Genomic DNA, 23,677 nt, shown 5'->3' with positions numbered 1-23,677 from the left:
ATGCCAACGACTCGAATCCGAGGCAGTCACATGATCCGTCGGACAGGGCCTAGGCGAGTCGTTCCGAGTGATCAGGGGCCGTAGGCGATCGTGTCACTCCGGCTGGTCGTCCGCCCTAGGGGCGGTACAGCTCTCGGGCGCGGGCGGTAGCGACGGGTCGGTCCTGGGGCAGGTGCAGGAAGTAGTCCAGTTGCCACGCCTGCGCAGTGCCGGCTTGGCGGTTGGTGGTGGTCACCCAGGGCGGGTAGACGCGGAAGGCCCGTTTCCCACCGGAGCCGTCTGCTGACGCGACACCGTGGTGGCGGAGCGCGTCCATGGGAAAGACGAACTGGCCGAAGTGATGGTGGTCGCGGGTGCTGACGACGAGGAGGTCGACGGGGTCGGTGGCGTCGAAAGGCCGGATGGGCCCGCACGGGGACCTCTTCCATACGGTGACGAACTGGCCGACCTTGGTCGGGGTCGTCCTGGCCGCGCGGAATCGGACGGCGAGTCCGTCAAGGGTGAAGGCGTGGGCGGCGTATGCGGCGCTCTCGGGTTCCGGGGCCGGCTGCGAGCAGGTGAACCCGCAGGGGTCGTAGACGAGCGTTTTCGCCGCGAGGAGATCCCCGTGGACCGGGGTGGTGCCCGACCACGGTTCGAATCCGGTGGAGTGGAGATCGGGTGAGTGCCCGCGGTTCGTCGCCATTCGTTCACCCTGTCACGGATACGGGGACGGAGTCGGCGACCGAACTGGCGGTGCGGCCCCCGTGGGGACATGCGCATGCTGACGGTGTGCCCGGGAACGCAGGCAGGGCGTCCGGGATCGTTGTGTGACGAACAACCTGGCCGCCCTGCCGACCGCGCTGTACGTGGAGATCGACGACGGGATCGGAGGCACCCGGCGGCTGGGTCGACCGCCGCAGCCGGCGGACTCCGAGCCCCTCCGCCCCGCCGTCGCGCAGGCGCCGCTGGGCTTCACCTCGGAGCCGCGGTGGCTGAGGTTCGTGGATTCCCGCTCGGGTGAGACGTTCCCGTACGCGCCCGAGCAGCCGGGCTGGAACGAACGGCTGAGGGCCGCGTCGTCACTGGTCGAGAAGACCGTACGACTCCCGGCCGCCGACCCGGACTTCCGGTTCGACGACCACGCCCCCGCCACCGCGCCGCGGCCGGCGGGGAACCGGAGTGCGCGCACGCGCCGGCCCCGGGCTTGAGTCTCCCCCGGGGAGAAGGTCCACAGTTGCCGGGTGAACGACGAAGAACCCCTGCTCACCATCGGGCAGCTCGCCGACCGGACGCGCCTGAGCGTCCGCAGCATCCGCCGCTGGTCGGACGCCGGCGTCATCACCCCGGCCCGCCGGTCGGCGGGCGGCTACCGCCTGTACGGGCCCGACGCCGTCGTACGGCTCGGCCTCGTCCACAGCCTGCGGCAACTCGGGCTGGGCATGGAGGAGGTGCGCCTGGTTCTGCACGACGAGACGACGGTGGCCGAGGTCGCCGCCCGGCACGTCGCCGCGGTGGACGCGCAGATGCGGGTGCTCAGGGTGAACCGGGCGGTTCTGTCCGCGATCGCACATCGCGGATCCACCACCGAGGAGACGGTATTGGTGAACAGACTGGCACGGCTCTCGGTCGAAGAGCGCCGAACGATCATCGAGGACTTCATGAAGGAGGTGTCCGACGGACTCCGGGGCGCCGACGCCCTGGAGGAACGCCTGCGCCGCTCCCCCCTGGAGCTGCCCGACCACCCGTCCGCCGAACAGGTGGAGGCGTGGCTCGAACTCGCCGAGCTCATCCAGGACCCGGACCACCGCGCCCGGATGCGCCGCATGCTCGAACTGAACGCCCCCGGCCGCCCCGGCAGCTCCATCTGGTTCACCCGGCACGTCGTGCAGGTCGTCGCCGAGGCCCGGGAGCGCGGCGTGGACCCCGCGGGACCACAGGCCGCGGCCGTACTGTCCCGGCTGTTCCACGACGCCGACAGGGCCGAGGTCCTGGCGGCCCTGCGGGCGGGGTTCACGGCGGACGCCCAGCGCTTCCGCCGGCTGCTGTCCCTCGTCCGCGGGAACCGGCCCCGCCCGGTCCCCGAGGAGGACTACCTCTGGCTGGAGCAGGCGCTGGAGGCGGAGCTCGGTCCACGGACGTGACGCGCCACGGCCGACGGCCGCCGGGGGCGCCGACCGGGCGTGACCGGCGCCCCGCGGCACATCCGCTCTCGCCCGTGCCCTTCCGCCCCCCTCCTCAGCCGTAGCGGTCGAAGAGGGCCCGGAGGTAGCTTTCGAGCCTCCCGGTCAGCACGTCGGGGGTGAGGTCGGTACGTCCGAGCCCGCGCCAGGGGGCGGCGACCTTCTCGGCGTCGGGCGCGAACCCCAGCGCGTCGAGCAGCCGCCAGTACAGGTGGGCGCCCGGGTCCTCCGACAGGGCGCCCCCCGCCGCCACGTACAGGTCGGCGAAGCCCAGACCCGCCTGCACCCCGTGCAGCAGTGCCAGGGCGGTCGAGCAATGGGCCACGTCCAGGTCCGCGGGCCCCCAGGAGGTCTCCACCCAGTCGACCACCCCGCTGATCCGCGTCCCGTGCCCGTCGCCGGTGAACAGGACGTTGCCGGGGTGGAAGTCCCGGTGCAGGAAGCACCCCTGGTAGGCGGGCGCCTCCCGCCGGATGACGTCCACGGCCCGGCGCCACAGTTCGGGTCGCCCGGTCCCGGCGGGCACGCTCACCCGCTCGGGCGACACCCAGGGCTGGTACGTCCGGGGGCGTGCGCCCTCCGGCACCGCCAGCCGGTGGATCGCCACCAGCCGGCGGGCCAGCAGCCCGGCACGCGGCCCGGCCCCCGCGTCGTCCACGCGGACGGTCCCGGGGAGCAGGGACATCAGCAGGGAGGGATGGTCGCAGTGCTCGGCGGTCGCGTCCACGGCGACCAGCTCGGCGGCGGGCACGTCCGTGGGGGCGAGGAGCCGCAGGACGTCGGCCTCACGGCTCAGCAGCCCGTGGGCGTGCCGTACGAAGAAGGGCCTGACGAACGACCGCAGCACCAGCGACCGCCGCCCTCCCGGCCCCTCCACCTCCAGCCGCCGCATCTCCGACGTCCACCCGCCCCGCAGCGCCGTGGCCCCGACGACTCTTTCCCCGCTGCCGAGCCGCCCCTCCACCCAGGCGCGCGTCGCCTCCGGCGGTTCCACACTCGTGATCACACACGCACGCTAACCCGGGGCCCCCGCGTCCGGGGCCGGTTCGAACGATCCGGACGGATGTGACGCACGCAGCACCGACCGCGCCCCGGCGGTCGTCCCGACCGTGGTCACGTTGCCGGCGGGGCAGTGGTACGGGAGCCGTTCGGGGACCGTTGCTGCGGCGGGTTCCGTGAGCACGGCGGTCTCACGGGGGCGGACCGGGGTGGATCCCGTACCGCCCCTCCGGCGCAAGGCGCACGTCACGGACCGTCTTCGACCAACGGCACTTTCATCTCAGGTGTCTTCACCGGGTCGGGACGCACTTCCTTCCCCGTGACGGCGTCCAGGTTGATGTCCTCATCGTCCAGGCCGATGAGCCATACGGGGCGCCACTGACCGCGAACCTTCTGGGCGAGCAGCAGTGCGGTAGCGGCCTTCTTCCCCGTTTCCCGGGTCGCGATCCGCTTGGCGGACTCCGCCGACACGGTGACCTCGGGCAAGGCGGGATCCTTCTCGTCGCTGGACGTGAATCCCATGATGCGACCCGCCTTGGTGACCGTCAGGTCAAGGCGCATGGGCATCATCACCCCGGCACTGTAACGGCGATAGCTGACCTGGTACGGGGCGGTCGTGTCGGTCCCGTCCCCGAGCTCTCTGACCTTCACCCTGCTTCCTTCGGTGAATCCCGGAAGCCACTTCACCGCGTACGTGTGCGCGACCCTCCGGGCCTGTTCCTGATCGAGTGCCCCGGGGTCGCCCTTGCTCCGCGCCGTCCACCCCCATCGCAACGTGCGGTCGGGCCAAGACCCCGATACGTTGCCCCGATCCGTCGTCGCAGTGATCACGGAGTGCGGTCCGTCCTTCTCCACGGAGCTTTGCCTGACGACGGTCCCCGGGCCGAACAGACCTTCCGCGGCCTCGCCGATCCACTGGTCGGCCCCGTCGAGGCTGTCGGCGTACTCCTGACGCCGCTCGTCCATGGTGACAACGTCCACGGCCCGCACCCGTCCGTTGAACCCGACGGCCAGCAACGTCGCCCCCGCGGTGATGACCGCGACTCCGCTCAGCAGGTCCCGCAGTGGCTTTCTGAAATGCTGCCGCCTGCCCCTGGACCACACGACACCGAGGCCGATGCCCGAAAGGGCGCCGATCGAATTGGCGACCATGTCCGTGATGCTGCAGGAGCGTCCTGCCGGGATCACCGTCTGCAAGAACTCGATGCCACCCGTGAGGACTGCGAACACGGCTGCGGTGGTTACCGGACGACGCCAGATCAGGACGGCCAGGAAGGGCGCGGGGACGAAGAGTGCGACATTCAAGAGCGCGCTGGACGAGGTGAGGACGTTTCGGGGTGTCCCCACGTCGCACTGGGCGACTTCGGCGCCGGATCCGCTCGGCAGGAGGGTCACCGACAGGATCCCCGTGACCGCCACCGCCAGCAGGACGGGGAGCAGCGGCGGCTTCTTGAGGAGCCTGGCCGCAAGGAAGGTAACGGCGCTGACTGCCATCGCGCCGACACAGAAGAACAGGAGGAGCCGGGGGACCGCTCCCATGGATGCTTCAATCACGGAAAACCTCGGTGGCTGCGGGTCGGGGCGCGGCGGATTCCGCGCCCCGACACCAGGAGAGTCGGATCAACAGACCTTGAGGTTCGGTGTCCAGTACTTGCCTGTGGTCGCTACCATGTACCCTGCCACGCTGCAGTCCTTCGCCTTGGACTTCGGCATGCCGCCCCAGCTCTTGCTCTTCGTCTGTCCGGACGAAATGGTCATGGCCTCGGTCTTGTGCAGGGAGTTCCCCGTGTCCAGGGCGAGCTGGATGGAGACCTTGCTGCCGCTTGTCTTCTTGTACTGCGTGGCGGGGAAGAAAAGCTTGCAGTTTCCTCCCAGGACGCATCCGTCCTCTGCGATGACCGTGAGAACGCCGTTCGACAGCTTCGTGCTGACGGATTTCTCGGCCGCGGCCATCCCGCCCGTACAGAAGACCAGACCGGCACTCGCCGTCACGGCGACCATCGCCTGCTTGAGTCGCATTTTCCCTCCCGGTTTCACTTGGCTTTGTATTTTCACCTGTATGTGCCGGGCGAAATGGTGTCCGGGAGGAGAGCCCTCTCTCAAATGTGAAAAATTCAACGAGGCTTGAAAGTGCCCTCATGTTATATACCCCCGAACTGGTGTGATTCGGGCTCCCGTTGAGGTGGGTGCCTTGTGAGCCGTGGGGAATGGGTGGTCTTGCGGCACGGCTGGCGCCCCGGGCGAAGCGGCTGTTGTGTCTCATAATCATCTTTGGAGCGAAATGCTCCGCTTTTGGGTGATGCGGTGAAGTCGGGGAGGATCCTCTCCCCGAAGCCGCCCAGACGGACTGTTGCCTCGACGAGGTACCCGTACGCGCCGTAGGTCGCCGCTGAATCCACGCCGCACCGACACCCGCCCGCCGTGCCGTGTGGTCTCTCGGAGCCGGAGTGTCGGGGCGGCATCGGCGACTGGTGTGACAGGGCGGTCCTCCGGGGAGGGCTGGGTGTATCCGCGCATTGACGGCAGCCGGCGCCGTCCGTGTGGTGCCATCGGGCCGTCGCGGCCCGGCGGTCCGGGCCGCGCTTCCATGCCGGAGTGACCATCAAGGAGTTCAGGGATGCGGTGAAGGGGCCGGACGACCGGGTCCGGCGGAGGACCGAGGCCGACGTCGAGGAATGGGTATGCCTACTCGCGGAGGTCCACCGGCGGCGACTTTCCCGGCGTTGGTGAGGTGCGGAAGACGGTCCAGCCGGAGCCGATCCTGGCCCTAGCGGGTGCGGGGGCCAACCGCGTGGGTGAGGAAGGCGGTCCAGGCGGTGGGGGAGAGGGTGAGGGGGGTGATGCGGGTGTCCTTGGAGTCGCGGACGTGGACGGCGCCGGGAGCGTGCGCGACCTCGACGCAACTGTCGCCTCCGCCGCCGCTGTAGCTGCTCTTGAACCAGTGCGGGTCTGGGGTGCTCACGGCGCTCCTCGCGATCACTCCTGCGGGTTCATCGCCTCGGAGGCGAGGAAGGCGGTCCAGGCGGTGGGGGAGAGGGTGAGGGGGGTGATGCGGGTGTCCTTGGAGTCGCGGACGTGGACGGCGCCGGGCACACGGGCGACCTCGACGCAGTTGCCGCCGCCGGGGTCGCTGTGGCTGCTTTTGAACCAGTGCGGGTCTCGGATGCTCATGGGGCTCCTCGCATGTGTTCAAGCAGGCTCATCGAGGCTTCTGGATCGAGAGCCTGCGAACGCATCCTGCCATAGCGCTGGAGCATCCCACTGACCTGATTCCGGTCGGTGATGAGGAGGCTGGTTTCCTGGTTTTCCACGTACCCGACCCACTCGTGAGCCCGTGTCTCCGCCAGGTACATGGGTCCGTAGACCCCTGCGTGCTCGACTCCACGAGTCGGCATGACCAGCAGTTCGACGTTGCGTGACCGCGCGCAGGTCAGCAGGTGGTCGACGAGGTGGCGGGTGACGTCCGGCCCGCCAAAGCCCCTCTCGATGACGGCCTGCTCGATGATGAATCCGAACGAGGTGTTCTGCCGTTCACTGAGCAGCCGCTGTCGATCCAGCCTCGCGGCCAGTCTGGCCTCCACCTGCTCGTCGGTCACGGGGGGCAAGTGGCTCTCCAGCACCTTCCGCGCGTACGGTTCCGCCTGCAACAGCCCTGGCACCACGCGGCATTCGTAGGCGTACAGGGTCAGCGCCTCTTCTTCGATCTCGACCCAGTGCTGGAACCACGACGCCAACCCCGACCTCCGGCTCAACTTCTTCGCCGCAGCCTTCAGAACACTCGCCGCCGTCTCACCCAGTACCGGTTCCACCCGTTCGGGCAAGTCGCACGGAGGGAACCGCTTGCCCTGCTCGATCTTGGCGATGTAGTGGGCCGAGTACCGTACCTTCGGCGCGAAGCTCTCCTGGGTCAGGCGAGCAGCCTGCCTGAAGGACTTCAGCACGGCGCCGAACACCTGCAGCCCCTCCGACAGTTCGAGTCCCGCGCCCGTGACGTCACATCCCTCGCCGTCGTCCCGTCCCATCGCCGCCCGCCTCCGGTGGTTCGTGCTCGCCCAACGGAGAAATCTTCACGGTGCGTGACTCTTCCGGTCCAGTCGGTGAACTGGTACAGATCGTTCTGTACCGGTGAAGCCCCTGGTGCCGGGTATGATCCGCCCCGACGCTGGGCCGCATGCGCACAGCTCGGGACCAAGACGCCCTCACCGTACGTGTTTTCGCCCAGCGGTTCTCCGCCACCCGTCAAGGCGCGCGGCTCGCCCGGATGCTCGCCGGGCACCGGCTGCACGTGTGGGGCGTCCCGTACGACAGCCCGCAGGGGCAGGCCGTGGAACTGGTCGTCGCCGAACTGACCGCCAACGCCGTGCTGCACGGGCACGTGCCCGGCCGGAAGTTCGAGCTGCGGCTCGTACGGGACCGGGGGGCGGGCACCGTGCGGGTCGAGGTGTCCGACGCGCATCCGGGTCGCCCCGAACGTGTCGCCGCGCCGCCCGAGGGCGAGGGCGGGCGCGGGTTGCTGCTGGTGGAGGCGGTGGGGTCCCGCTGGGGCGTGGCGCCCCGGAGGGGGCCGGGCAAGACGGTGTGGGCCGAGGTCGACTGTCCGTGACGGCCGGGTGGGGCGTGCCGTACGGCGGCCGCGGGACGTACGCGTACGGCAAGGCGGCGCCGGGGAGGACGGCGCCCGGCAGGGCGGCACCCCGCAAGGCCCCCCCGCAGGCCCCCGGCGAAACGCCCCGCAAGGCACCTCGCAAGGCCCCGGCGAAACGCCCCGCAAGACACCCGCAAGGCCCCAGCGAAACGCCCCGCGAGCCGTCCCTAACCGCGCGGCGGCGCCGTCGACGCGCGCACCATCAGTTCGCCCGGGATCGTCGCCACGCCCCCGGGCGGCGGGGTGTCCGCGCCCATCGCGAGGCGGCCCGCCCGTACCCCCGCCTCGTGCAGCGGGAGCCGCACCGTCGTCAGGGAGGGCACCGCGTCGATCGAGAAGGGCAGGTCGTCGAAGCCGGCCACGGACACGTCGTCCGGGATGCGCAGCCCCGCCTCCCGCAGGGCCGCGCAGGCGCCGAGCGCGACCGTGTCGTTGGCGGCGACGACGGCGGTGAGGGAGGGGTCGCGGGCGAGGAGTTCGCGGGTGGCGTCGTACCCGGAGGCGCGGGTGTACCGGCCGTGGACGGTGAGCCGGTCCGCGTCCGGCCCGTCCAGCCCGGCGGCGGTCATCGCGTCGCGGTGGCCGTCCAGCCGGTCGCGGGTGGTGGACCGCTCGACCGGGCCGGCGACGTACCCGATGCGGCGGTGGCCGAGGGACAGCAGGTGCTCGGTGAGGCTCCGCGCGCCGCCCCGGTTGTCGAAGGCGAGGGTCGCCGCGACGGCGTCGCCCGGCATGGGCGGCCGTCCGCACAGGACGACGCGCGTCCCGGCGTCGCCGAGCTTCGTCAGCTTGGCGGTGAGCGCGGCGATGTGCGCCGGGTCGACCAGCGCCCCGCCGGTGACGACCACGGCGGCCGCGCGCTGGCGCTGCAGGAGCGTCAGGTACGTCAGTTCGCGCTCGGGGGAGCCGCCGGTGTTGCAGACGACGGCGAGCTTCTCGCCGCCCGCGCGGCCGGTGCCGGTGTCGCCGATGGCGCTCTGCGCGGCGCCCGCCATGATCCCGAAGAACGGGTCGGCGATGTCGTTGACGAGGATGCCGACGAGGTCGGAGGTGGCGGCGGCGAGGGCGCTGGCGGGGCCGTTCAGGACGTAGTCCAGCTCGTCGACGGCGCGCAGCACCCGCTCCCGGGTGGTCGCGGCCACCGGGTAGTTGCCGTTGAGGACCCGCGAGACGGTCGCCGGCGACACCCGTGCGCGTGCCGCCACGTCGGCCAGGGTGACTGTCATCGCGTTCCCTCCGAGGAGAAGTCGGGGAAGTCGGGCGCGGCTCTTGTACGGGCCACTGTCGGCAGGCTAGCGTCATCAGCGATAGAAAGCGCTTGCTACGACGATAAGCCGCACTTCTCGCAGAAGTCGCGGCACCCCGCATACACCCCGCGGAGCCCGCGCGGCTCACGCGGCCAGACAGGGAGGGACCTTCGTGACACGCAGGACAGTGCGGATCGCCATGAACGGCGTCACGGGGCGGATGGGCTACCGCCAGCACCTGGTGCGCTCCATCCTCGCGATCCGCGAGCAGGGCGGCCTCGACCTCGGCGACGGCAACGTCCTGTGGCCCGAGCCGGTCCTCGTCGGCCGCCGCGAGCACGCCCTGCGCGAGCTCGCGGAGCGCCACGGCCTCACCGAGTGGTCCACCGACCTCGACGCCGTGCTCGCGGACGACCGCACCGACGTCTACTTCGACGCCCAGGTCACCTCCGCGCGCGTGGACGCCCTCACCAAGGCGATCGCCGCCGGCAAGCACGTCTACACCGAGAAGCCCACCGCCGCCGACCTGTCCGGTGCCCTGGAACTGGCCCGCCTCGCCCGCGCGGCCGGCATCAAGCACGGCGTCGTCCAGGACAAGATCTTCCTGCCGGGCCTGCTCAAGCTGAAGCGCCTCATCGACGGCGGCTTCTTCGGCGAGATCCTCTCCGTGCGCGGCGAGTTCGGCTACTGGGTCTTCGAGGGCGACTGGCAGGACGCCCAGCGCCCCAGCTGGAACTACCGCGCCGAGGACGGCGGCGGCATCGTCGTCGACATGTTCCCGCACTGGGAGTACGTGCTGCACGAGCTGTTCGGCCGCGTGACCAGCGTCAGCGCCCACGTCACCACCCACATCCCGCAGCGCTGGGACGAGCAGGGCAAGCCCTACACCGCCACCGCCGACGACGCCGCGTACGGGGTCTTCGAGCTGGAGGGCGGCGCCGTCGCCCAGATCAACTCCTCCTGGGCGGTGCGCGTCCACCGCGACGAGCTGGTCGAGTTCCAGGTCGACGGCACGCACGGCTCCGCCGTCGCCGGGCTGCGCGGCTGCCGCGTCCAGCACCGCTCCACGACCCCCAAGCCGGTCTGGAACCCGGACCTGCCCGTCACCCACTCCTTCCGCGACCAGTGGCAGGAGGTGCCGGACAACGCCGAGTTCGACAACGGCTTCAAGGCCCAGTGGGAGCTGTTCCTGCGCCACGTCTACCTCGACGAGCCGTACCACTGGGACCTCCTGGCGGGCGCGCGCGGCGTGCAGCTCGCCGAGCTGGGCCTGAGGTCCTCCGCCGAGGGCCGCCGTTTCGAGGTGCCGGAGCTGTCGCTGTGACCGCGGCCGCCGGACCGACGGTCCCCCTCCCGAACCCGGACGGCTCCACGCGCGCGTACCGGCCCCGCACCGAGCCGCGCGCCTTCGCCACCGGCGCCCCGCTCGCCTCCCGCACGGTCTTCTCGGCCGCGCACGTCGTCGCCGACCCGTACGCCGACACCAGCCCCGACTCCCCGGCGGCCGTCGACTGGGACGCGACCCTCGCCTTCCGCCGCCACCTGTGGTCGCACGGCCTGGGCGTCGCCGAGGCCATGGACACCGCCCAGCGCGGCATGGGCCTGGACTGGGCGGGCGCCGCCGAGCTGGTCCGCCGCTCCGCCGCCGAGGCGAAGGCGGTCGGCGGCCGCATCGCCTGCGGCGTGGGCACCGACCAGCTGACCGGCCCGGCCGGCCTGGACGCCGTCCGCGCCGCGTACGAGGAGCAGCTCGCCCTCGTCGAGGAGACCGGCTCCCAGGCGATCGTCATGGCCTCCCGCGCGCTGGCCGCCGCCGCCCGCACCCCGGACGACTACCTGGAGCTCTACGCCCACCTGCTGCGGCAGGCGGGCGAACCGGTCGTCCTGCACTGGCTCGGCCCCATGTTCGACCCCGCGCTGGAGGGCTACTGGGGCTCGTCCGACCTCGACGCGGCGACGGAGACCTTCCTGGAGGTCATCGCCACCCACCCGGACAAGGTCGACGGCGTCAAGATCTCCCTGCTGGACGCGCAGCGCGAGATCGACCTGCGCCGCCGCCTCCCGGAGGGCGTGCGCTGCTACACGGGCGACGACTTCCACTACCCGGAGCTGATCGCCGGCGACGACCGCGGCTTCAGCCACGCCCTGCTGGGCATCTTCGACCCGCTCGGCCCGCTGGCCGCCGAGGCGGTGCGGCTCCTCGACACCGGGGACACCGGGGGCTTCCGCAAGCTCCTCGACCCCACCGTCGAGCTGTCCCGGCACCTCTTCCAGGCCCCGACCCGCTTCTACAAGACGGGCGTGGTGTTCCTGGCGTGGCTCGCCGGCCACCAGGACCACTTCGCGATGGTCGGCGGCCTGCAGTCGGCGCGCTCCCTGCCGCACCTGGCACGCGCCTACGAACTCGCCGACGGGCTCGGCCTGTTCCCCGACCCGCAGCGCGCGGCGGCCCGCATGACCTCCCTCCTCGCGGTGTACGGGGTGGCCCGGTGACCGACCTCGACCTGTCCCGCTTCAGCATCAACCAGATGACCGTCAGGCAGCTGTCCCTCCCCGAACTCACCGAGGCGTGCGCGCGCCTGGGCGTCCCCGGGGTCGGCCTGTGGCGCGAGCCGGTCCGGGAGTACGGCGTGGAGGCGGCCGCCAAGCTGGTCCGCGACGCCGGGCTGGCCGTCACCACCCTGTGCCGGGGCGGCTTCTTCACCACCGCCGGGGACCTCGACGACAACCGCGCGGCGATCGACGAGGCGGCGGCGCTCGGCACGGACACGCTCGTCCTGGTCTCCGGCGGCCTGCCGCCCGGCGGCAAGGACCTGGCCGCGGCCCGCGAGCGCATCGCGGACGCCGTCGCCGAACTCGCGCCCCACGCGGCCGAGCGCGGCGTGCGCCTCGCGATCGAGCCGCTGCACCCGATGTACGCGTCGGACCGCTGCGCGATCTCCACCCTGGACCAGGCGCTGGCCGTCGCCGAACGCTTCCCGGCGTCCCTGGTCGGCGTGGGCGTGGACACGTACCACGTCTGGTGGGACGACCGGGCCCCGGCGGCGGTCGCCCGCGCGGGCGCGCAGGGCCGCATCCACTCCTTCCAGCTGGCCGACTGGGTCACCCCCCTCCCGGAGGGCGTCCTCAACGGGCGCGGGCAGATCGGCGACGGGTCGATCGACATGCGCGAGTGGCGGACGCGCCTCGACGCGGCCGGGTACCGGGGCCCCATCGAGGTCGAGCTGTTCAACGACGCGCTGTGGGCACGCGACGGCGTGGAGGTGCTGGAGGAGACCGTCCGCCGGTACGCCGAGCACACCCTCTGACGGAGGGCTCCGGCGTCCCGTGGCGGCGCGGGGCCCTTCCGGACACCGCCCCCCGCCCCTGTGCGGCCCCTTTGGCGCGACGGGCGCCGTCACCGGCGCCGGAAGCCCCGGAGGGGAAGGCGGGGGGACGGAAGGCCCCGGCAGGGGAGGAGGGCCGGGCCCCGCCGGGCCCCGCCGGGCCCCGCCGGGCCCGGCCCTCCGGCCGCCCGTGCCGGCCGCCGCCCGCGGACGGGCCGCCCCCGGGGGCGGCGCGCTGTCGGAGGGGATCGGTAGCGTCGGGGGCATGTCGCAGACGGCGGTGGTGGAAGGCGTCCTCGAACGCATCACCTACAGCAACGAGGAGAACGGGTACACGGTCGCCCGGGTCGACACCGGGCGCGGCGGCGGTGACCTGCTCACCGTCGTCGGCTCGCTGCTCGGCGCGCAGCCGGGCGAGTCGCTGCGGATGGAGGGCCGCTGGGGCTCGCACCCGCAGTACGGGCGGCAGTTCACCGTGGAGAACTACACGACGGTGCTGCCCGCGACGATCCAGGGCATCCGCCGCTACCTGGGCTCGGGGCTGATCAAGGGCATCGGCCCGCGCATCGCCGACCGGATCGTGGAGCACTTCGGCACGGACACGCTCGACGTCATCGAACGGGAGCCGGAGCGGCTCGTCGAGGTGCCCGGCCTCGGCCCGAAGCGGACCCGGATGATCGGCGCCGCCTGGGAGGAGCAGAAGGCCATCAAGGAGGTCATGGTCTTCCTCCAGGGCGTCGGCGTGTCCACCTCGATCGCGGTGCGGATCTACAAGAAGTACGGCGACGCGTCGATCTCCGTCGTGCGCAACCAGCCGTACCGGCTGGCCGCCGACGTGTGGGGCATCGGCTTCCTCACCGCCGACCGCATCGCGCAGGCCGTCGGCATCCCCCACGACAGCCCCGACCGGGTCATGGCCGGGCTGCGCCACGCCCTGTCCCAGTCGGCCGACCAGGGCAACTGCTTCCTGCCCGAGGAACGGCTCATCGCGGACGCGGTGAAGCTCCTCCAGGTCGACACGGGCCTGGTCATCGACTGCCTCGCCGAGCTGGCGGCGGACGAGGAGGAGGGCGGCGTCGTACGGGAGCGGGTGCCCGGCCCGGACGGCGAGCCGGTCACGGCCGTGTACCTGCTGCCGTTCCACCGCGCGGAGGTGGCCCTCGCCGCGCAGCTGCTGCGGCTGGTGCGGGCCGAGGAGGACCGCATGGCCGCCTTCCGGGACGTCGCCTGGGACAAGGCCCTGGCGTGGCTCGCGGACCGTACGGGGGCGGAGCTGGCGCCCGAGCAGGAGGCCGCCGTACGGCTCGCCCTCACCCGGAAGGTCGCCGTGCTGACCGGCGGGCCCGGCTGCGGCAAGTCCTTCACGGTGCGCTCGGTCGTGGAGCTGGCCCGCGCCAGGAGGGCGAAGGTCCTGCTGGCCGCGCCCACGGGCCGGGCGGCCAAGCGGCTCGCGGAGCTGACGGGCGCCGAGGCGTCCACGGTGCACCGGCTGCTGGAGCTGAAGCCCGGCGGCGACGCGGCGTACGACCGGGACCGGCCGCTCGACGCGGACCTCGTGGTGGTCGACGAGGCGTCGATGCTGGACCTGCTGCTGGCGAACAAGCTGGTCAAGGCGGTCGCGCCGGGTGCGCACCTGCTGCTGGTGGGGGACGTGGACCAGCTGCCGAGCGTCGGCGCGGGCCAGGTGCTGGGCGACCTGCTGGCGCCGGACAGCCCCATCCCGTCGGTGCGGCTCACCCGGATCTTCCGCCAGGCGCAGAAGTCCGGGGTCGTCACCAACGCCCACCGGATCAACGCCGGGGAGCACCCGGTGACCAGCGGCCTGCCGGACTTCTTCCTGTTCGTGGCGGAGGACACCGAGGAGGCCGGGCGGCTCACGGTCGACGTGGCCGCCCGCCGCATCCCGGCGCGGTTCGGCCTCGACCCGCGCCGGGACGTGCAGGTCCTCGCGCCCATGCACCGCGGCCCGGCCGGCGCGGGCACGCTCAACGGGCTCCTCCAGCAGGCCGTCACCCCGGCCCGCCCCGGACTGCCGGAGAAGCGGTTCGGCGGCCGCGTCTTCCGCGTCGGGGACAAGGTCACGCAGATCCGCAACAACTACGAGAAGGGCCGCAACGGCGTCTTCAACGGCACGGTGGGGGTGGTCACCGCCCTCGACCCGGACGAGCAGCGGCTGACGGTGCTGACGGACGAGGACGAGGAGGTGCCGTACGACTTCGACGAGCTGGACGAGCTGGCCCACGCGTACGCGGTGACGATCCACCGCTCGCAGGGCAGCGAGTACCCGGCCGTCGTCATCCCCGTCACGACCGGCGCCTGGATGATGCTCCAGCGCAACCTCCTCTACACGGCCGTCACCCGGGCCCGGAAGCTGGTCGTCCTCGTCGGGTCCCGCAAGGCGATCGGCCAGGCCGTCCGGACGGTTTCCGCGGGGCGGCGCTTTACCGCACTCGACCACCGGCTGACAGGAGCACGTCCCGTGGGAAACATCACCTAGGACTTTCGGAACCGGGGCGAAGGGGGCAAGATGAGCAGGTTGACGGCACTCAGTGCCGCCAATAGGCCCAATGGTCGACCCCGAGTGCACTCTGCTGAGCCAAGTGGGGGATGGTAGAGACAGTCAGGGCACCTCGAAGAAGAGGCACAACGTCGGTGAGGGATGACGTGAGCGACAACTCTGTAGTACTGCGGTACGCGGACGGCGAGTACACCTACCCGGTGGTCGAGAGCACCGTCGGGGACAAGGGCTTCGACATTGGGAAGCTTCGGGCGCAGACGGGTCTGGTGACCCTGGACAGCGGCTACGGCAACACGGCCGCGTACAAATCCGCGATCACCTACCTGGACGGCGAGCAGGGCATCCTGCGCTACCGCGGCTACCCGATCGAGCAGCTCGCCGAGAACTCCACCTTCCTCGAGGTGGCCTACCTGCTGATCAACGGTGAGCTCCCGAAGGCCGACCAGCTGGAGACCTTCACCAACGAGATCACGCAGCACACGCTGCTGCACGAGGACGTCAAGCGGTTCTTCGACGGCTTCCCGCGCGACGCGCACCCGATGGCGATGCTGTCGTCCGTGGTCAGCGCCCTGTCGACGTTCTACCAGGACAGCCACAACCCGTTCGACGAGAAGCAGCGCCACCTGTCGACGATCCGGCTGCTGGCGAAGCTGCCGACGATCGCGGCGTACGCGTACAAGAAGTCGATCGGCCACCCGTTCGTCTACCCGCGCAACGACCTGTCGTACGTCGAGAACTTCCTGCGCATGACGTTCTCCGTGCCGGCGCAGGAGTACGAGCTCGACCCGGTCGTCGTCTCGGCGCTCGACAAGCTGCTGATCCTCCACGCGGACCACGAGCAGAACTGCTCGACGTCCACGGTCCGCCTGGTCGGCTCGTCGCAGGCGAACATGTTCGCCTCGATCTCCGCCGGCATCTCGGCCCTGTGGGGCCCGCTGCACGGTGGCGCCAACCAGTCGGTGCTGGAGATGCTCCAGGGCATCCAGGCCAACGGCGGCGACGTCGACTCCTTCATCCGCAAGGTGAAGAACAAGGAGGACGGCGTCCGCCTGATGGGCTTCGGCCACCGCGTCTACAAGAGCTTCGACCCGCGGGCGAAGATCATCAAGGCGGCGGCGCACGACGTCCTCTCGGCGCTCGGCAAGAGCGACGAGCTGCTGGACATCGCGCTGAAGCTGGAGGAGCACGCGCTCGCCGACGACTACTTCGTCTCGCGCAACCTCTACCCGAACGTGGACTTCTACACGGGCCTGATCTACCGCGCCATGGGCTTCCCGACGGAGATGTTCACGGTGCTGTTCGCCCTGGGCCGCCTGCCGGGCTGGATCGCCCAGTGGCACGAGATGATCAAGGAGCCGGGCTCCCGCATCGGCCGCCCGCGCCAGATCTACACGGGCGAGGTCCTGCGCGACTTCGTCCCGGTCGAGGGCCGCTGACCCCTCCGGGCGCCGCCCGGGCCGTGACGAAAGCGCCCCGCCTGCCGATCCCCCCACGGGTCGGCGAGCGGGGCGCTTCCCTATCCCCGGTGCGGATTCCCCCCACGGGATCCGGGCCGGGCGTCTGCCGGTGTCCCGGCAGAAGCTCGCGTGTGCGGTCTGCCGGGGTACGTACGGGAGGGCCGCTCAAAGCTCCCCGGTGCACGTGCCCCGGCCAACGCTTGCCTGGGACGTCCCCCAAGACATCCCATGAACGTCCCCCAAGACGTTCTCGGCATCGCCCATTTAGACTCGCGAGCCGTCCAAATGGTTACCCCTAAATATCTGTGATCTAGGTCTCCTTGTGAAGGTCTGGTGAGTCACGTGAAGGTGAATTCACGTGAACGCGCGTTCAGGTCCCGCAAGCAGGGCGGGCCGCACCGCGGCATTTGTCGCGATACGGCCCGTACGGGGGGCGCGGTGGGGGCGGGCCCTCAGGCGCCCGTGCCGACCAGTTCGTAACCCGCCTCGTCCACGGCGGCGCGCACGGCCTCCTCGTCGAGCGGCGCGCCGGAGGTGACCGTCACCTCGCCGGTGGCGGCGACGGCCCGGACCGAGGTGACGCCCGGGAGCGCGGACAGCTCCTGCGTGACGGCGCCCTCGCAGTGCCCGCAGGTCATGCCCTTGACCTCGTACACGGTGGTGACGTCGGTGTTCGTCTCGGCGGTCATGGTGCTTCTCCTCGTGGAGGTGGGGGAGGGGTGGTGCCCCGGTGCGGTCGCCACTCTATACCCCTAGGGGGTATGAGTTCCAGTGTGACCGCGGTGTCGTGCCCACTCGGGCGCCAGGATCGCCATCCGGATCGAGTCGATCCACGCGCCCTCGTGCAGCAGAGCCTGCCGCTCCACCCCCTCCCGGACGAAGCCGACGCGCTCGTAGACGCGCAGGGCGCGCGGGTTGAAGGCGTACACGCCGAGGTGGACGCGGTGCAGGCCGAGCCGCTCGAAGCCGTACGCCAGGAGGAGCCGGATCGCCTCGGTCCCCAGGCCCCGGTCCCGCCCCGCCGGGCCGATCATGACGCGGAAGTTGCAGCTGCGGTTCGGCTCGTCCCACTCGTTCAGCACGAGCTCCCCGACCAGCCCGCCGGACGCGCGGTCGACCAGTCCCAGGTCGAGCCGGTCGTCCTGCGCGCCCCGCGACCCGTACCAGTGGCGCAGGTGCGCGAACGTGAAGGGGGGCCGGCCGGCGCCGCCGGTGAGCCGCGAGGTCTCGGGGTCCTCGATGATCGCCGCCATGGTGGCGGCGTCGTCCTCGGTGAAGGGCCGCAGGACCACCCGGTCGCCGGTGAGGACGGGTTTGTGGGAGAAGTCGCTCATCCCCCGATCGAAGACGACCGGCGGCGGCGGGGCAACGAGGTTTCCCCGCCGCCGCGCAGCCGGCCGGCGGCCCCGGCGCGCGGGGTCGCGCGCCGGGGCCCGCGCGCCGGAGCGGGAGGCCACCGGGGGGCGGGCGGGTCCCGGGTCCCGCCCGGCCGGGGCCCGCGCGCCGGGTCAGCCGCCGCGCGGGCGGTTGCCGGGGCGGTTGGCCACCCAGGTGCGGATCGTGTCCGCGTACCAGTAGGGCTTGCCCGCCTCCACGTGGTCGGGCCGTGGCAGGAGGCCGTGCTTGCGGTACGAGCGGACGGTGTCCGGCTGCACCCGGATGTGCGCCGCGATCTCCTTGTACGACCAGAGTCTTCGGTCCGTCATCTGGATGGCACCTCCCTGCGTACGCCGCGGCGCGACCCGGGGAGGGCCGTCGCGGGAGCCGCGGCGCGGACTGATGATCAACGACCCTGTGCCCAGTCCGCGACGCAGAGTGACCGGATGGGCGCGTACTGGTGAACGGCTGTGACCGTACATCCGACGATCGGTGACAAACGTGACGGCCGTGGAACACCTGTGACACGGGGGAGGACAGCACCGCACCCGTCCACGGCCGCGCCCCGGCGCCCGGCACGCTGCCGGGCGCGACGCGGCCGCGGGGCGTGGTGGGATGGGCCCGACGCCGCCGTCTGTGAAGGAGTACGCACGCCATGACGAAGACCGTCCACCACTGGATCGGCGGCAAGCCCGTCGAGGGCGCGTCGGACCGCTGGGGCCCGGTCGCCGACCCGGCGACCGGCCTGGTCGCCGCCCGCGTCGCGCTCGCCTCCGCCGACGAGGTCGACGCCGCGGTCGCCGCCGCCAAGGACGCCTACGCCACCTGGGGCACCTCGTCGCTCGCCCAGCGCACCGCCGTGCTCTTCCGCTTCCGCGCCCTGCTGGACGCGCACCGCGACGAGATCGCCGCGCTCGTCACCGCCGAGCACGGCAAGGTCCACTCCGACGCGCTCGGCGAGGTCGCCCGCGGCCTGGAGATCGTCGAGCTGGCGTGCGGGATCACCACGCAGCTGAAGGGCGAGCTGTCCACCCAGGTGTCGAACCGGGTCGACGTCGCCTCGATCCGCCGGCCCCTCGGTGTGGTCGCCGGCATCAGCCCGTTCAACTTCCCCGCCATGGTGCCGATGTGGATGTTCCCGCTCGCCATCGCCTGCGGCAACACCTTCGTCCTCAAGCCCAGCGAGAAGGACCCGTCGCCCTCGCTCCGGCTCGCCGAGCTGCTCGCCGAGGCCGGACTGCCCGACGGCGTGTTCAACGTCGTCCAGGGCGACCGCGAGGCCGTCGAGGCGCTGCTCGCCCATCCCGACGTGGCGGCCGTGTCGTTCGTCGGCTCCACGCCCGTCGCCCGGCACGTCCACGCCACCGCCACCGCCCACGGCAAGCGCGTCCAGGCGCTCGGCGGCGCCAAGAACCACATGCTGGTCCTCCCCGACGCGGACCTCGACGCGGCCGCCGACGCGGCGGTCTCCGCGGCGTACGGCTCCGCGGGCGAGCGCTGCATGGCCGTCTCCGCCGTCGTCGCGGTCGGCGCGGTCGGCGACGCGCTCGTCGCGGGGATCCGCGAACGCGCCGAGAGGATCAAGGTCGGCCCCGGCTCCGACCCGGCCTCCGAGATGGGCCCGCTCATCACGGCCGCCCACCGCGACAAGGTCGCCTCCTACGTGACCGGCGCCGCCGCCGAGGGCTGCGAGGTCGTCCTCGACGGCACGGGCCACGTCGTCGAGGGCCACGAGGGCGGCTTCTGGATGGGCCCCTCGCTGCTCGACAGGGTGCCGCCCACCGCCCGGGCGTACCGGGAGGAGATCTTCGGCCCGGTGCTGTGCGTGCTGCGCGCCGAGACGTACGAGGAGGGCATCGCCCTGATCAACGCCTCCCCGTACGGCAACGGGACCGCGATCTTCACCCGCGACGGCGGCGCCGCCCGCCGCTTCCAGCTGGAGGTCGAGGCGGGCATGGTCGGCGTGAACGTGCCCATCCCGGTGCCCGTCGGCTACCACTCCTTCGGCGGCTGGAAGGACTCGCTCTTCGGCGACCACCACGTCTACGGCGACGACGGCGTGCGCTTCTACACCCGCGGCAAGGTCGTCACCACCCGCTGGCCCGACCCGTCCGAGGCCCCCGACGGCGTCGACCTGGGCTTCCCCCGCAACCACTGAGGCAGCCGCACCCGGGCCCCTCCGCCCCGCCCGCCGGGCGGGAGACCGCGCGGGCCCGGGAGCGGGGCGACACGTCCTCTTCGTCCGCTTGCGTCCCCGCGCGTCTACCGCGCCCGCGGTACGCGGGCACCGGCGCCTACGCCTGAAGGAGGCCGGGGACTTCCGACCGGTGGCGGCGGGGCGCCCCACCCGGGCCGTTTAGGGTCGAGACATGCGGATCCGACTTTCCCGGCGGTGGGCGGCGCTCACCGTGGCCGGTGTGCTGCTCGCCGGCGCCGGCACCCTCAGCGCCGTCGCCTCCGACGGCGAGGCCGCCGTGCACCGCGAGGACACCGTGCTCGCCATGGAGGGCGCGGAGATCGACACGTCGTTCTTCACGTCCGGTTCCGGGCGCCGCCCCGCCGTGCTGCTCGGGCACGGCTTCGGCGGCAGCAAGGACGACGTGCGCGCCCAGGCGGAACGGCTCGCCCGCGACGGGTACGCCGTACTGACCTGGACCGCCCGCGGGTTCGGCCGCTCCGGGGGCCGCATCGGCCTCAACGACCCCGCGTACGAGGTCAAGGACGTCCGGCGGCTGGTCGACTGGCTGGCCGAGCGCCCCGAGGTGCGGCTCGACAAGGCCGGCGACCCGCGCGTCGGGGTGTCCGGCGCCTCGTACGGCGGGGCGGCCTCGCTGCTCGCCGCCGGGCACGACCCCCGCGTCGACGCCATCGCCCCGCAGATCACGTACTGGAACCTCGCCGACGCGCTGTTCCCCGACGGCGTCTTCAAGAAGCTGTGGGCCGGGATCTTCTTCACCACCGGGTCCGGCGGCGGGCCCGGCGGGGGGAAGCCCACCGCCTGCGGCCGGTTCCAGCCCGAGCTGTGCGCCATGTACGAGCGCGTCGCCGTCACCGGCGAGCCCGACCCCGCCGCCCGCGCGCTGCTGGAGGCCCGCAGCCCGTCCGCCGTCGCCGACCGCATCAAGGTCCCCACCCTCATCGTCCAGGGCCAGTCCGACTCGCTCTTCCCGCTCTCCCACGCCGACGCCATGGCCGAGGCCGTCGCCGCCAACGGCGCGCCCGTCTCCGTCGACTGGATCGCCGGCGGCCACGACGGCGGCGCCGCCGAGACCGACCGCGTCCACGCGAGGATCGGCGCCTGGTTCGACCGGTACCTGAAGGGCGACACGGCCGCCGACACCGGCCCCGCCTTCCGCGTCAGCAGGACCGGCGGCGTCGACTCCACCGACGGCCGCGCGACCCTGCGCGGCGCCACCGCCGACCGTTACCCCGGCCTGCGCGAGGGCACCCGCACGTTCCCGCTCGCCGGACCCCCGCAGACCTTCCGCAACCCGGCCGGGGCCGCCCCGCCCGGCATCTCCGCCGTGCCCGGCGTCGGCGGCGGCCTCTCCCGGCTGTCCACGCTCGGCGTCGGCGTCTCGCTCGACTTCCCCGGCCAGCACGCCCGCTTCGAGACCCGCCCCCTCGGCGAGCCGCTGCGGATCACCGGCACGCCCACCGTCCGCGTCACCGTCACCTCCGACAGCGGGAAGGCCGTGCTGTTCGGCAAGGTGTACGACGTCGGCCCCGACGGCCGCAGCCAGGTGCTCCCGGCCCAACTCGTCGCCCCGGTGCGGATCGACGGCGCCGCGGGCGGCCGGACCGTCGACCTGACGCTGCCCGCCGTCGACCACGAGGTGGAGGCCGGGCACCGGCTGCGCCTCGTCCTCGCCGCCACCGACCTCGGCTACGCCTCCCCGACCGCCCCCGCCGCGTACACCGTCGCCCTCACCGGCGGCGGGCTGTCCGTGCCGACCGCGCCCGCCGTGCGCACCCAGGCCGCCGGACTGCCCTGGTGGGTGTGGGGCCTGCCGGCCGGCGGCGCCCTCGTCGCGGCGGCGCTGCTGCTGACGGCCCGCCGCAGGACCGCCGCGCCCGCCCCTGACCCCGAGTCGGCCGACGTGCCGCTCACCATCAGCGGCCTGACCAAGCGCTACGCCCGGTCCTCCGACGCGTACGCCGTCCGCGACCTGTCGTTCCGCGTCGAGAAGGGGCAGGTCCTCGGGCTGCTCGGACCCAACGGCGCCGGCAAGACCACCACGCTGCGCATGCTGATGGGCCTCATCACGCCCGATGCCGGCGAGATCCGGGTCTTCGGGCACGCGGTCCGGCCCGGCGCGCCCGTCCTGTCCCGCGTCGGCGCCTTCGTCGAGGGCGCCGGCTTCCTGCCGCACCTGTCGGGGCGGGAGAACCTGGAGCTGTACTGGCGGGCCACCGGCCGCCCCGCCGAGGACGCCCACCTCGACGAGGCGCTCCGGATCGCCGGGCTCGGCACGGCCCTGGCCCGCGCCGTCCGCACGTACTCGCAGGGCATGCGGCAGCGGCTCGCCATCGCCCAGGCCATGCTGGGCCTGCCGGACCTGCTCATCCTCGACGAGCCGACGAACGGCCTCGACCCGCCGCAGATCCGCGAGATGCGGGACGTGATGATCCGCTACGCGGCCGGCGGCCGGACCGTCATCGTCTCCAGCCACCTCCTGTCGGAGGTCGAGCAGTCCTGCACCCACCTCGTGGTCATGGACCGGGGCCGGCTCGTCCAGGCCGGTCCCGTCGCCGAGATCACCGGGAACGGCGACACGCTGCTCGTCACCACCGAGGGCGACCTGCCCGAGCCCCTCGTCGAGAAGGCCGCCGCGCTGCCGGGCGTCGCCTCCGCGGTCCGCACGGACGGCGGCCTGCTGGTACGGCTCGACGGCACCACCACCGCCGCCGCGCTCGTCGCCGGACTGGTACGGCTCGACGTGCCCGTGGCCGGCGTGGGCCCGCACCGCCGCCTGGAGGACGCGTTCCTCACCCTGATCGGAGGAGGCGCCGCATGACCGCGCTGCTCGACTCGGCGCCCGGCTACCGCGCCGGGCACACCCTGCCCCTGCGCGTCGAGGCGGTGCGGCAGCTCAAGCGGCGCCGCACCGCCGTGATGGGCGCGATCCTCGCCGTCCTGCCGTTCGTCCTGATCGTCGCCTTCGCCATCGGCGGCGGCGAGGACGACGGACCGGACAACCGGATCACGCTCATGGACACGGCGACCGCGTCGGCCGGGAACTTCGCCGCGACGTGCCTGTTCGTCTCGGCCGGCTTCCTGCTGGTGATCCCCGTGGCGCTGTTCTGCGGGGACACCGTCGCCTCCGAGGCCGGCTGGTCCTCGCTGCGCTACCTGCTCGCCGCGCCCGTGCCCCGCGCCCGGCTGCTGTGGTCGAAGCTCGTCGTGGCGCTCGGCTTCAGCGCCGCCGCGATGGTGCTGCTGCCGCTCGTCGCGCTCGCCGCCGGGACCGTCGCGTACGGGTGGGGGCCGCTGCGGCTGCCGACCGGCGGGACGCTGCCCGCGGCGGACAGCCTGGGGCGGCTCGGGATCGCCGTCGCGTTCGTCTTCGTGTCCCAGCTGGTCACCGCCGGGCTGGCGTTCTGGCTCTCCACGCGCACCGACGCCCCGCTGGGGGCGGTGGGCGGCGCGGTCGGCCTGACCATCGTCGGCAACGTCCTGGACGCCGTGACGGCGCTCGGCGACTGGCGCGACTTCCTGCCCGCGCACTGGCAGTACGCCTGGGTCGACGCGCTCCAGCCGCAACTGGAGTGGGGCGGCATGGCCAAGGGGGCGGCCGTGTCCGTGGCGTACGCGCTGGTGCTGTTCGCGCTCGCCTTCCGCGGCTTCGCCCGCAAGGACATCGTGTCCTAGCGGCCGGCCGCACGGCCCGGCCCCCGACCGTCACGGCCCGGCGCCCCGAACGGCCACGGCCCGGCACCCCGACC

Annotated in this window: 21 protein-coding genes and 1 pseudogene; 11 read left to right on the top strand and 11 right to left on the bottom strand. The window is 72.6% G+C overall.

Annotated elements, in window-relative coordinates; genetic code table 11:
- Positions 1 to 115: 115 nt before the first annotated feature.
- Positions 116 to 685 (bottom strand): MepB family protein, encoded by a 570-nt coding sequence (locus IE106_RS22025; RefSeq protein ID WP_189536775.1) that lies wholly within the window; start codon positions 683 to 685, stop codon positions 116 to 118.
- A gap of 124 nt (positions 686 to 809) precedes the next feature.
- Here IE106_RS22025 and IE106_RS22020 point away from each other — a divergent pair.
- Positions 810 to 1,124: pseudogene (locus tag IE106_RS22020) on the top strand (IS982 family transposase); the annotation flags it as partial.
- 99 nt (positions 1,125 to 1,223) lie between these two features.
- Complete coding sequence (locus IE106_RS22015) at positions 1,224 to 2,123, top strand: MerR family transcriptional regulator (RefSeq protein ID WP_189536771.1); 900 nt, start codon at positions 1,224 to 1,226, stop codon at positions 2,121 to 2,123.
- A 94-nt stretch (positions 2,124 to 2,217) separates the two neighbouring features.
- Here IE106_RS22015 and IE106_RS22010 read toward each other — a convergent pair whose 3' ends face one another.
- From IE106_RS22010 to IE106_RS21985, 6 genes are all read right to left on the bottom strand, one after another.
- The gene (locus IE106_RS22010) at positions 2,218 to 3,165 is read right to left on the bottom strand and encodes a phosphotransferase family protein (protein WP_229840701.1); all 948 of its coding nucleotides are present in this window, start codon (positions 3,163 to 3,165) and stop codon (positions 2,218 to 2,220) included.
- A gap of 242 nt (positions 3,166 to 3,407) precedes the next feature.
- Positions 3,408 to 4,715 carry a VanZ family protein gene (locus IE106_RS22005; protein ID WP_189536768.1) on the bottom strand — a complete coding sequence of 436 codons (1,308 nt, stop codon included), beginning with the start codon at positions 4,713 to 4,715 and terminating at the stop codon, positions 3,408 to 3,410.
- Positions 4,716 to 4,781: 66 nt separating this feature from the next.
- Positions 4,782 to 5,180 carry a hypothetical protein gene (locus tag IE106_RS22000; protein ID WP_189536766.1) on the bottom strand — a complete coding sequence of 133 codons (399 nt, stop codon included), beginning with the start codon at positions 5,178 to 5,180 and terminating at the stop codon, positions 4,782 to 4,784.
- A gap of 748 nt (positions 5,181 to 5,928) precedes the next feature.
- Complete coding sequence (locus IE106_RS21995) at positions 5,929 to 6,123, bottom strand: DUF397 domain-containing protein (RefSeq protein ID WP_189536764.1); 195 nt, start codon at positions 6,121 to 6,123, stop codon at positions 5,929 to 5,931.
- Positions 6,124 to 6,137: 14 nt separating this feature from the next.
- Positions 6,138 to 6,332, bottom strand: a complete 195-nt coding sequence (locus IE106_RS21990; protein WP_189536762.1) for a DUF397 domain-containing protein — start codon at positions 6,330 to 6,332, stop codon at positions 6,138 to 6,140.
- Complete coding sequence (locus IE106_RS21985; RefSeq protein ID WP_189536759.1) at positions 6,329 to 7,183, bottom strand: helix-turn-helix domain-containing protein; 855 nt, start codon at positions 7,181 to 7,183, stop codon at positions 6,329 to 6,331. The genes IE106_RS21990 and IE106_RS21985 overlap by 4 nt, the downstream gene beginning before the upstream one ends.
- 149 nt (positions 7,184 to 7,332) lie before the next feature.
- Here IE106_RS21985 and IE106_RS21980 point away from each other — a divergent pair, with 149 nt between their 5' ends.
- On the top strand, positions 7,333 to 7,764 hold the full coding sequence (locus tag IE106_RS21980) for an ATP-binding protein (RefSeq protein WP_189536757.1): 432 nt from the start codon (positions 7,333 to 7,335) through the stop codon (positions 7,762 to 7,764).
- Positions 7,765 to 7,973: 209 nt separating this feature from the next.
- Here the strand turns inward: IE106_RS21980 and IE106_RS21975 are convergent, their stop codons facing one another.
- The gene (locus IE106_RS21975; RefSeq protein ID WP_189536755.1) at positions 7,974 to 9,032 is read right to left on the bottom strand and encodes a LacI family DNA-binding transcriptional regulator; all 1,059 of its coding nucleotides are present in this window, start codon (positions 9,030 to 9,032) and stop codon (positions 7,974 to 7,976) included.
- 193 nt (positions 9,033 to 9,225) lie between these two features.
- Here IE106_RS21975 and IE106_RS21970 point away from each other — a divergent pair, with 193 nt between their 5' ends.
- The 5 genes from IE106_RS21970 (at position 9,226) to IE106_RS21950 (ending at position 16,333) form a co-directional block, all read left to right on the top strand.
- The gene (locus tag IE106_RS21970) at positions 9,226 to 10,377 is read left to right on the top strand and encodes a Gfo/Idh/MocA family protein (RefSeq protein WP_189536753.1); all 1,152 of its coding nucleotides are present in this window, start codon (positions 9,226 to 9,228) and stop codon (positions 10,375 to 10,377) included.
- Entirely contained in the window at positions 10,374 to 11,546 is a 1,173-nt protein-coding gene (locus IE106_RS21965) for a dihydrodipicolinate synthase family protein (RefSeq protein WP_189536750.1), read from the top strand. The genes IE106_RS21970 and IE106_RS21965 overlap by 4 nt, the downstream gene beginning before the upstream one ends.
- A gap of 35 nt (positions 11,547 to 11,581) precedes the next feature.
- Entirely contained in the window at positions 11,582 to 12,361 is a 780-nt protein-coding gene (locus tag IE106_RS21960; protein ID WP_189536992.1) for a sugar phosphate isomerase/epimerase family protein, read from the top strand.
- A gap of 283 nt (positions 12,362 to 12,644) precedes the next feature.
- Positions 12,645 to 14,876, top strand: coding sequence for an SF1B family DNA helicase RecD2 (gene recD2 / locus IE106_RS21955; RefSeq protein WP_189536748.1), 2,232 nt, complete (start codon positions 12,645 to 12,647; stop codon positions 14,874 to 14,876).
- Between the two features lie 167 nt (positions 14,877 to 15,043).
- Positions 15,044 to 16,333: a citrate synthase gene (locus IE106_RS21950; RefSeq protein WP_189536990.1), complete on the top strand. Its 1,290-nt coding sequence runs from the start codon at positions 15,044 to 15,046 to the stop codon at positions 16,331 to 16,333.
- 473 nt (positions 16,334 to 16,806) lie between these two features.
- On the opposite strand, the gene IE106_RS21945 is transcribed toward IE106_RS21950, so the two are convergent.
- From IE106_RS21945 to IE106_RS21935, 3 genes are all read right to left on the bottom strand, one after another.
- The gene (locus IE106_RS21945; RefSeq protein WP_189536746.1) at positions 16,807 to 17,043 is read right to left on the bottom strand and encodes a heavy-metal-associated domain-containing protein; all 237 of its coding nucleotides are present in this window, start codon (positions 17,041 to 17,043) and stop codon (positions 16,807 to 16,809) included.
- 63 nt (positions 17,044 to 17,106) lie between these two features.
- A complete protein-coding gene (locus IE106_RS21940; protein WP_189536744.1) occupies positions 17,107 to 17,688 on the bottom strand; it encodes a GNAT family N-acetyltransferase in 582 nt (193 codons plus the stop codon).
- A 174-nt stretch (positions 17,689 to 17,862) separates the two neighbouring features.
- Positions 17,863 to 18,060 (bottom strand): helix-turn-helix transcriptional regulator, encoded by a 198-nt coding sequence (locus IE106_RS21935; RefSeq protein ID WP_189536742.1) that lies wholly within the window; start codon positions 18,058 to 18,060, stop codon positions 17,863 to 17,865.
- Between the two features lie 326 nt (positions 18,061 to 18,386).
- On the opposite strand from IE106_RS21935, the gene IE106_RS21930 reads away from it, so the two are divergent.
- The 3 genes from IE106_RS21930 (at position 18,387) to IE106_RS21920 (ending at position 23,603) form a co-directional block, all read left to right on the top strand.
- Entirely contained in the window at positions 18,387 to 19,889 is a 1,503-nt protein-coding gene (locus tag IE106_RS21930; RefSeq protein ID WP_189536740.1) for a CoA-acylating methylmalonate-semialdehyde dehydrogenase, read from the top strand.
- A gap of 211 nt (positions 19,890 to 20,100) precedes the next feature.
- Complete coding sequence (locus IE106_RS21925) at positions 20,101 to 22,749, top strand: alpha/beta fold hydrolase (protein WP_189536738.1); 2,649 nt, start codon at positions 20,101 to 20,103, stop codon at positions 22,747 to 22,749.
- Positions 22,746 to 23,603: an ABC transporter permease gene (locus IE106_RS21920; protein ID WP_189536736.1), complete on the top strand. Its 858-nt coding sequence runs from the start codon at positions 22,746 to 22,748 to the stop codon at positions 23,601 to 23,603. The genes IE106_RS21925 and IE106_RS21920 overlap by 4 nt, the downstream gene beginning before the upstream one ends.
- Positions 23,604 to 23,677 lie beyond the last annotated feature (74 nt).

Source organism: Streptomyces roseolilacinus, from assembly GCF_014649335.1.
Taxonomy (GTDB): domain Bacteria; phylum Actinomycetota; class Actinomycetes; order Streptomycetales; family Streptomycetaceae; genus Streptomyces; species Streptomyces roseolilacinus.
This window is presented reverse-complemented; position numbering and strand designations above follow the sequence as displayed.

What these genes read in the sequence shown, in the direction of transcription:
- IE106_RS21990 (WP_189536762.1), bottom strand. Translation starts at nt 6,332, where the DNA reads ATGAGCATCCGAGACCCGCACTGGTTCAAAAGCAGCCACAGCGACCCC.
- IE106_RS21925 (WP_189536738.1), top strand. Translation starts at nt 20,101, where the DNA reads ATGCGGATCCGACTTTCCCGGCGGTGGGCGGCGCTCACCGTGGCCGGT.
- IE106_RS21945 (WP_189536746.1), bottom strand. Translation starts at nt 17,043, where the DNA reads ATGACCGCCGAGACGAACACCGACGTCACCACCGTGTACGAGGTCAAG.
- recD2 (WP_189536748.1), top strand. Translation starts at nt 12,645, where the DNA reads ATGTCGCAGACGGCGGTGGTGGAAGGCGTCCTCGAACGCATCACCTAC.
- IE106_RS21985 (WP_189536759.1), bottom strand. Translation starts at nt 7,183, where the DNA reads ATGGGACGGGACGACGGCGAGGGATGTGACGTCACGGGCGCGGGACTC.
- IE106_RS21935 (WP_189536742.1), bottom strand. Translation starts at nt 18,060, where the DNA reads ATGACGGACCGAAGACTCTGGTCGTACAAGGAGATCGCGGCGCACATC.
- IE106_RS21980 (WP_189536757.1), top strand. Translation starts at nt 7,333, where the DNA reads ATGCGCACAGCTCGGGACCAAGACGCCCTCACCGTACGTGTTTTCGCC.
- IE106_RS22000 (WP_189536766.1), bottom strand. Translation starts at nt 5,180, where the DNA reads ATGCGACTCAAGCAGGCGATGGTCGCCGTGACGGCGAGTGCCGGTCTG.
- IE106_RS22025 (WP_189536775.1), bottom strand. Translation starts at nt 685, where the DNA reads ATGGCGACGAACCGCGGGCACTCACCCGATCTCCACTCCACCGGATTC.
- IE106_RS21975 (WP_189536755.1), bottom strand. Translation starts at nt 9,032, where the DNA reads ATGACAGTCACCCTGGCCGACGTGGCGGCACGCGCACGGGTGTCGCCG.
- IE106_RS21930 (WP_189536740.1), top strand. Translation starts at nt 18,387, where the DNA reads ATGACGAAGACCGTCCACCACTGGATCGGCGGCAAGCCCGTCGAGGGC.
- IE106_RS21940 (WP_189536744.1), bottom strand. Translation starts at nt 17,688, where the DNA reads ATGAGCGACTTCTCCCACAAACCCGTCCTCACCGGCGACCGGGTGGTC.
- IE106_RS21960 (WP_189536992.1), top strand. Translation starts at nt 11,582, where the DNA reads ATGACCGTCAGGCAGCTGTCCCTCCCCGAACTCACCGAGGCGTGCGCG.
- IE106_RS21920 (WP_189536736.1), top strand. Translation starts at nt 22,746, where the DNA reads ATGACCGCGCTGCTCGACTCGGCGCCCGGCTACCGCGCCGGGCACACC.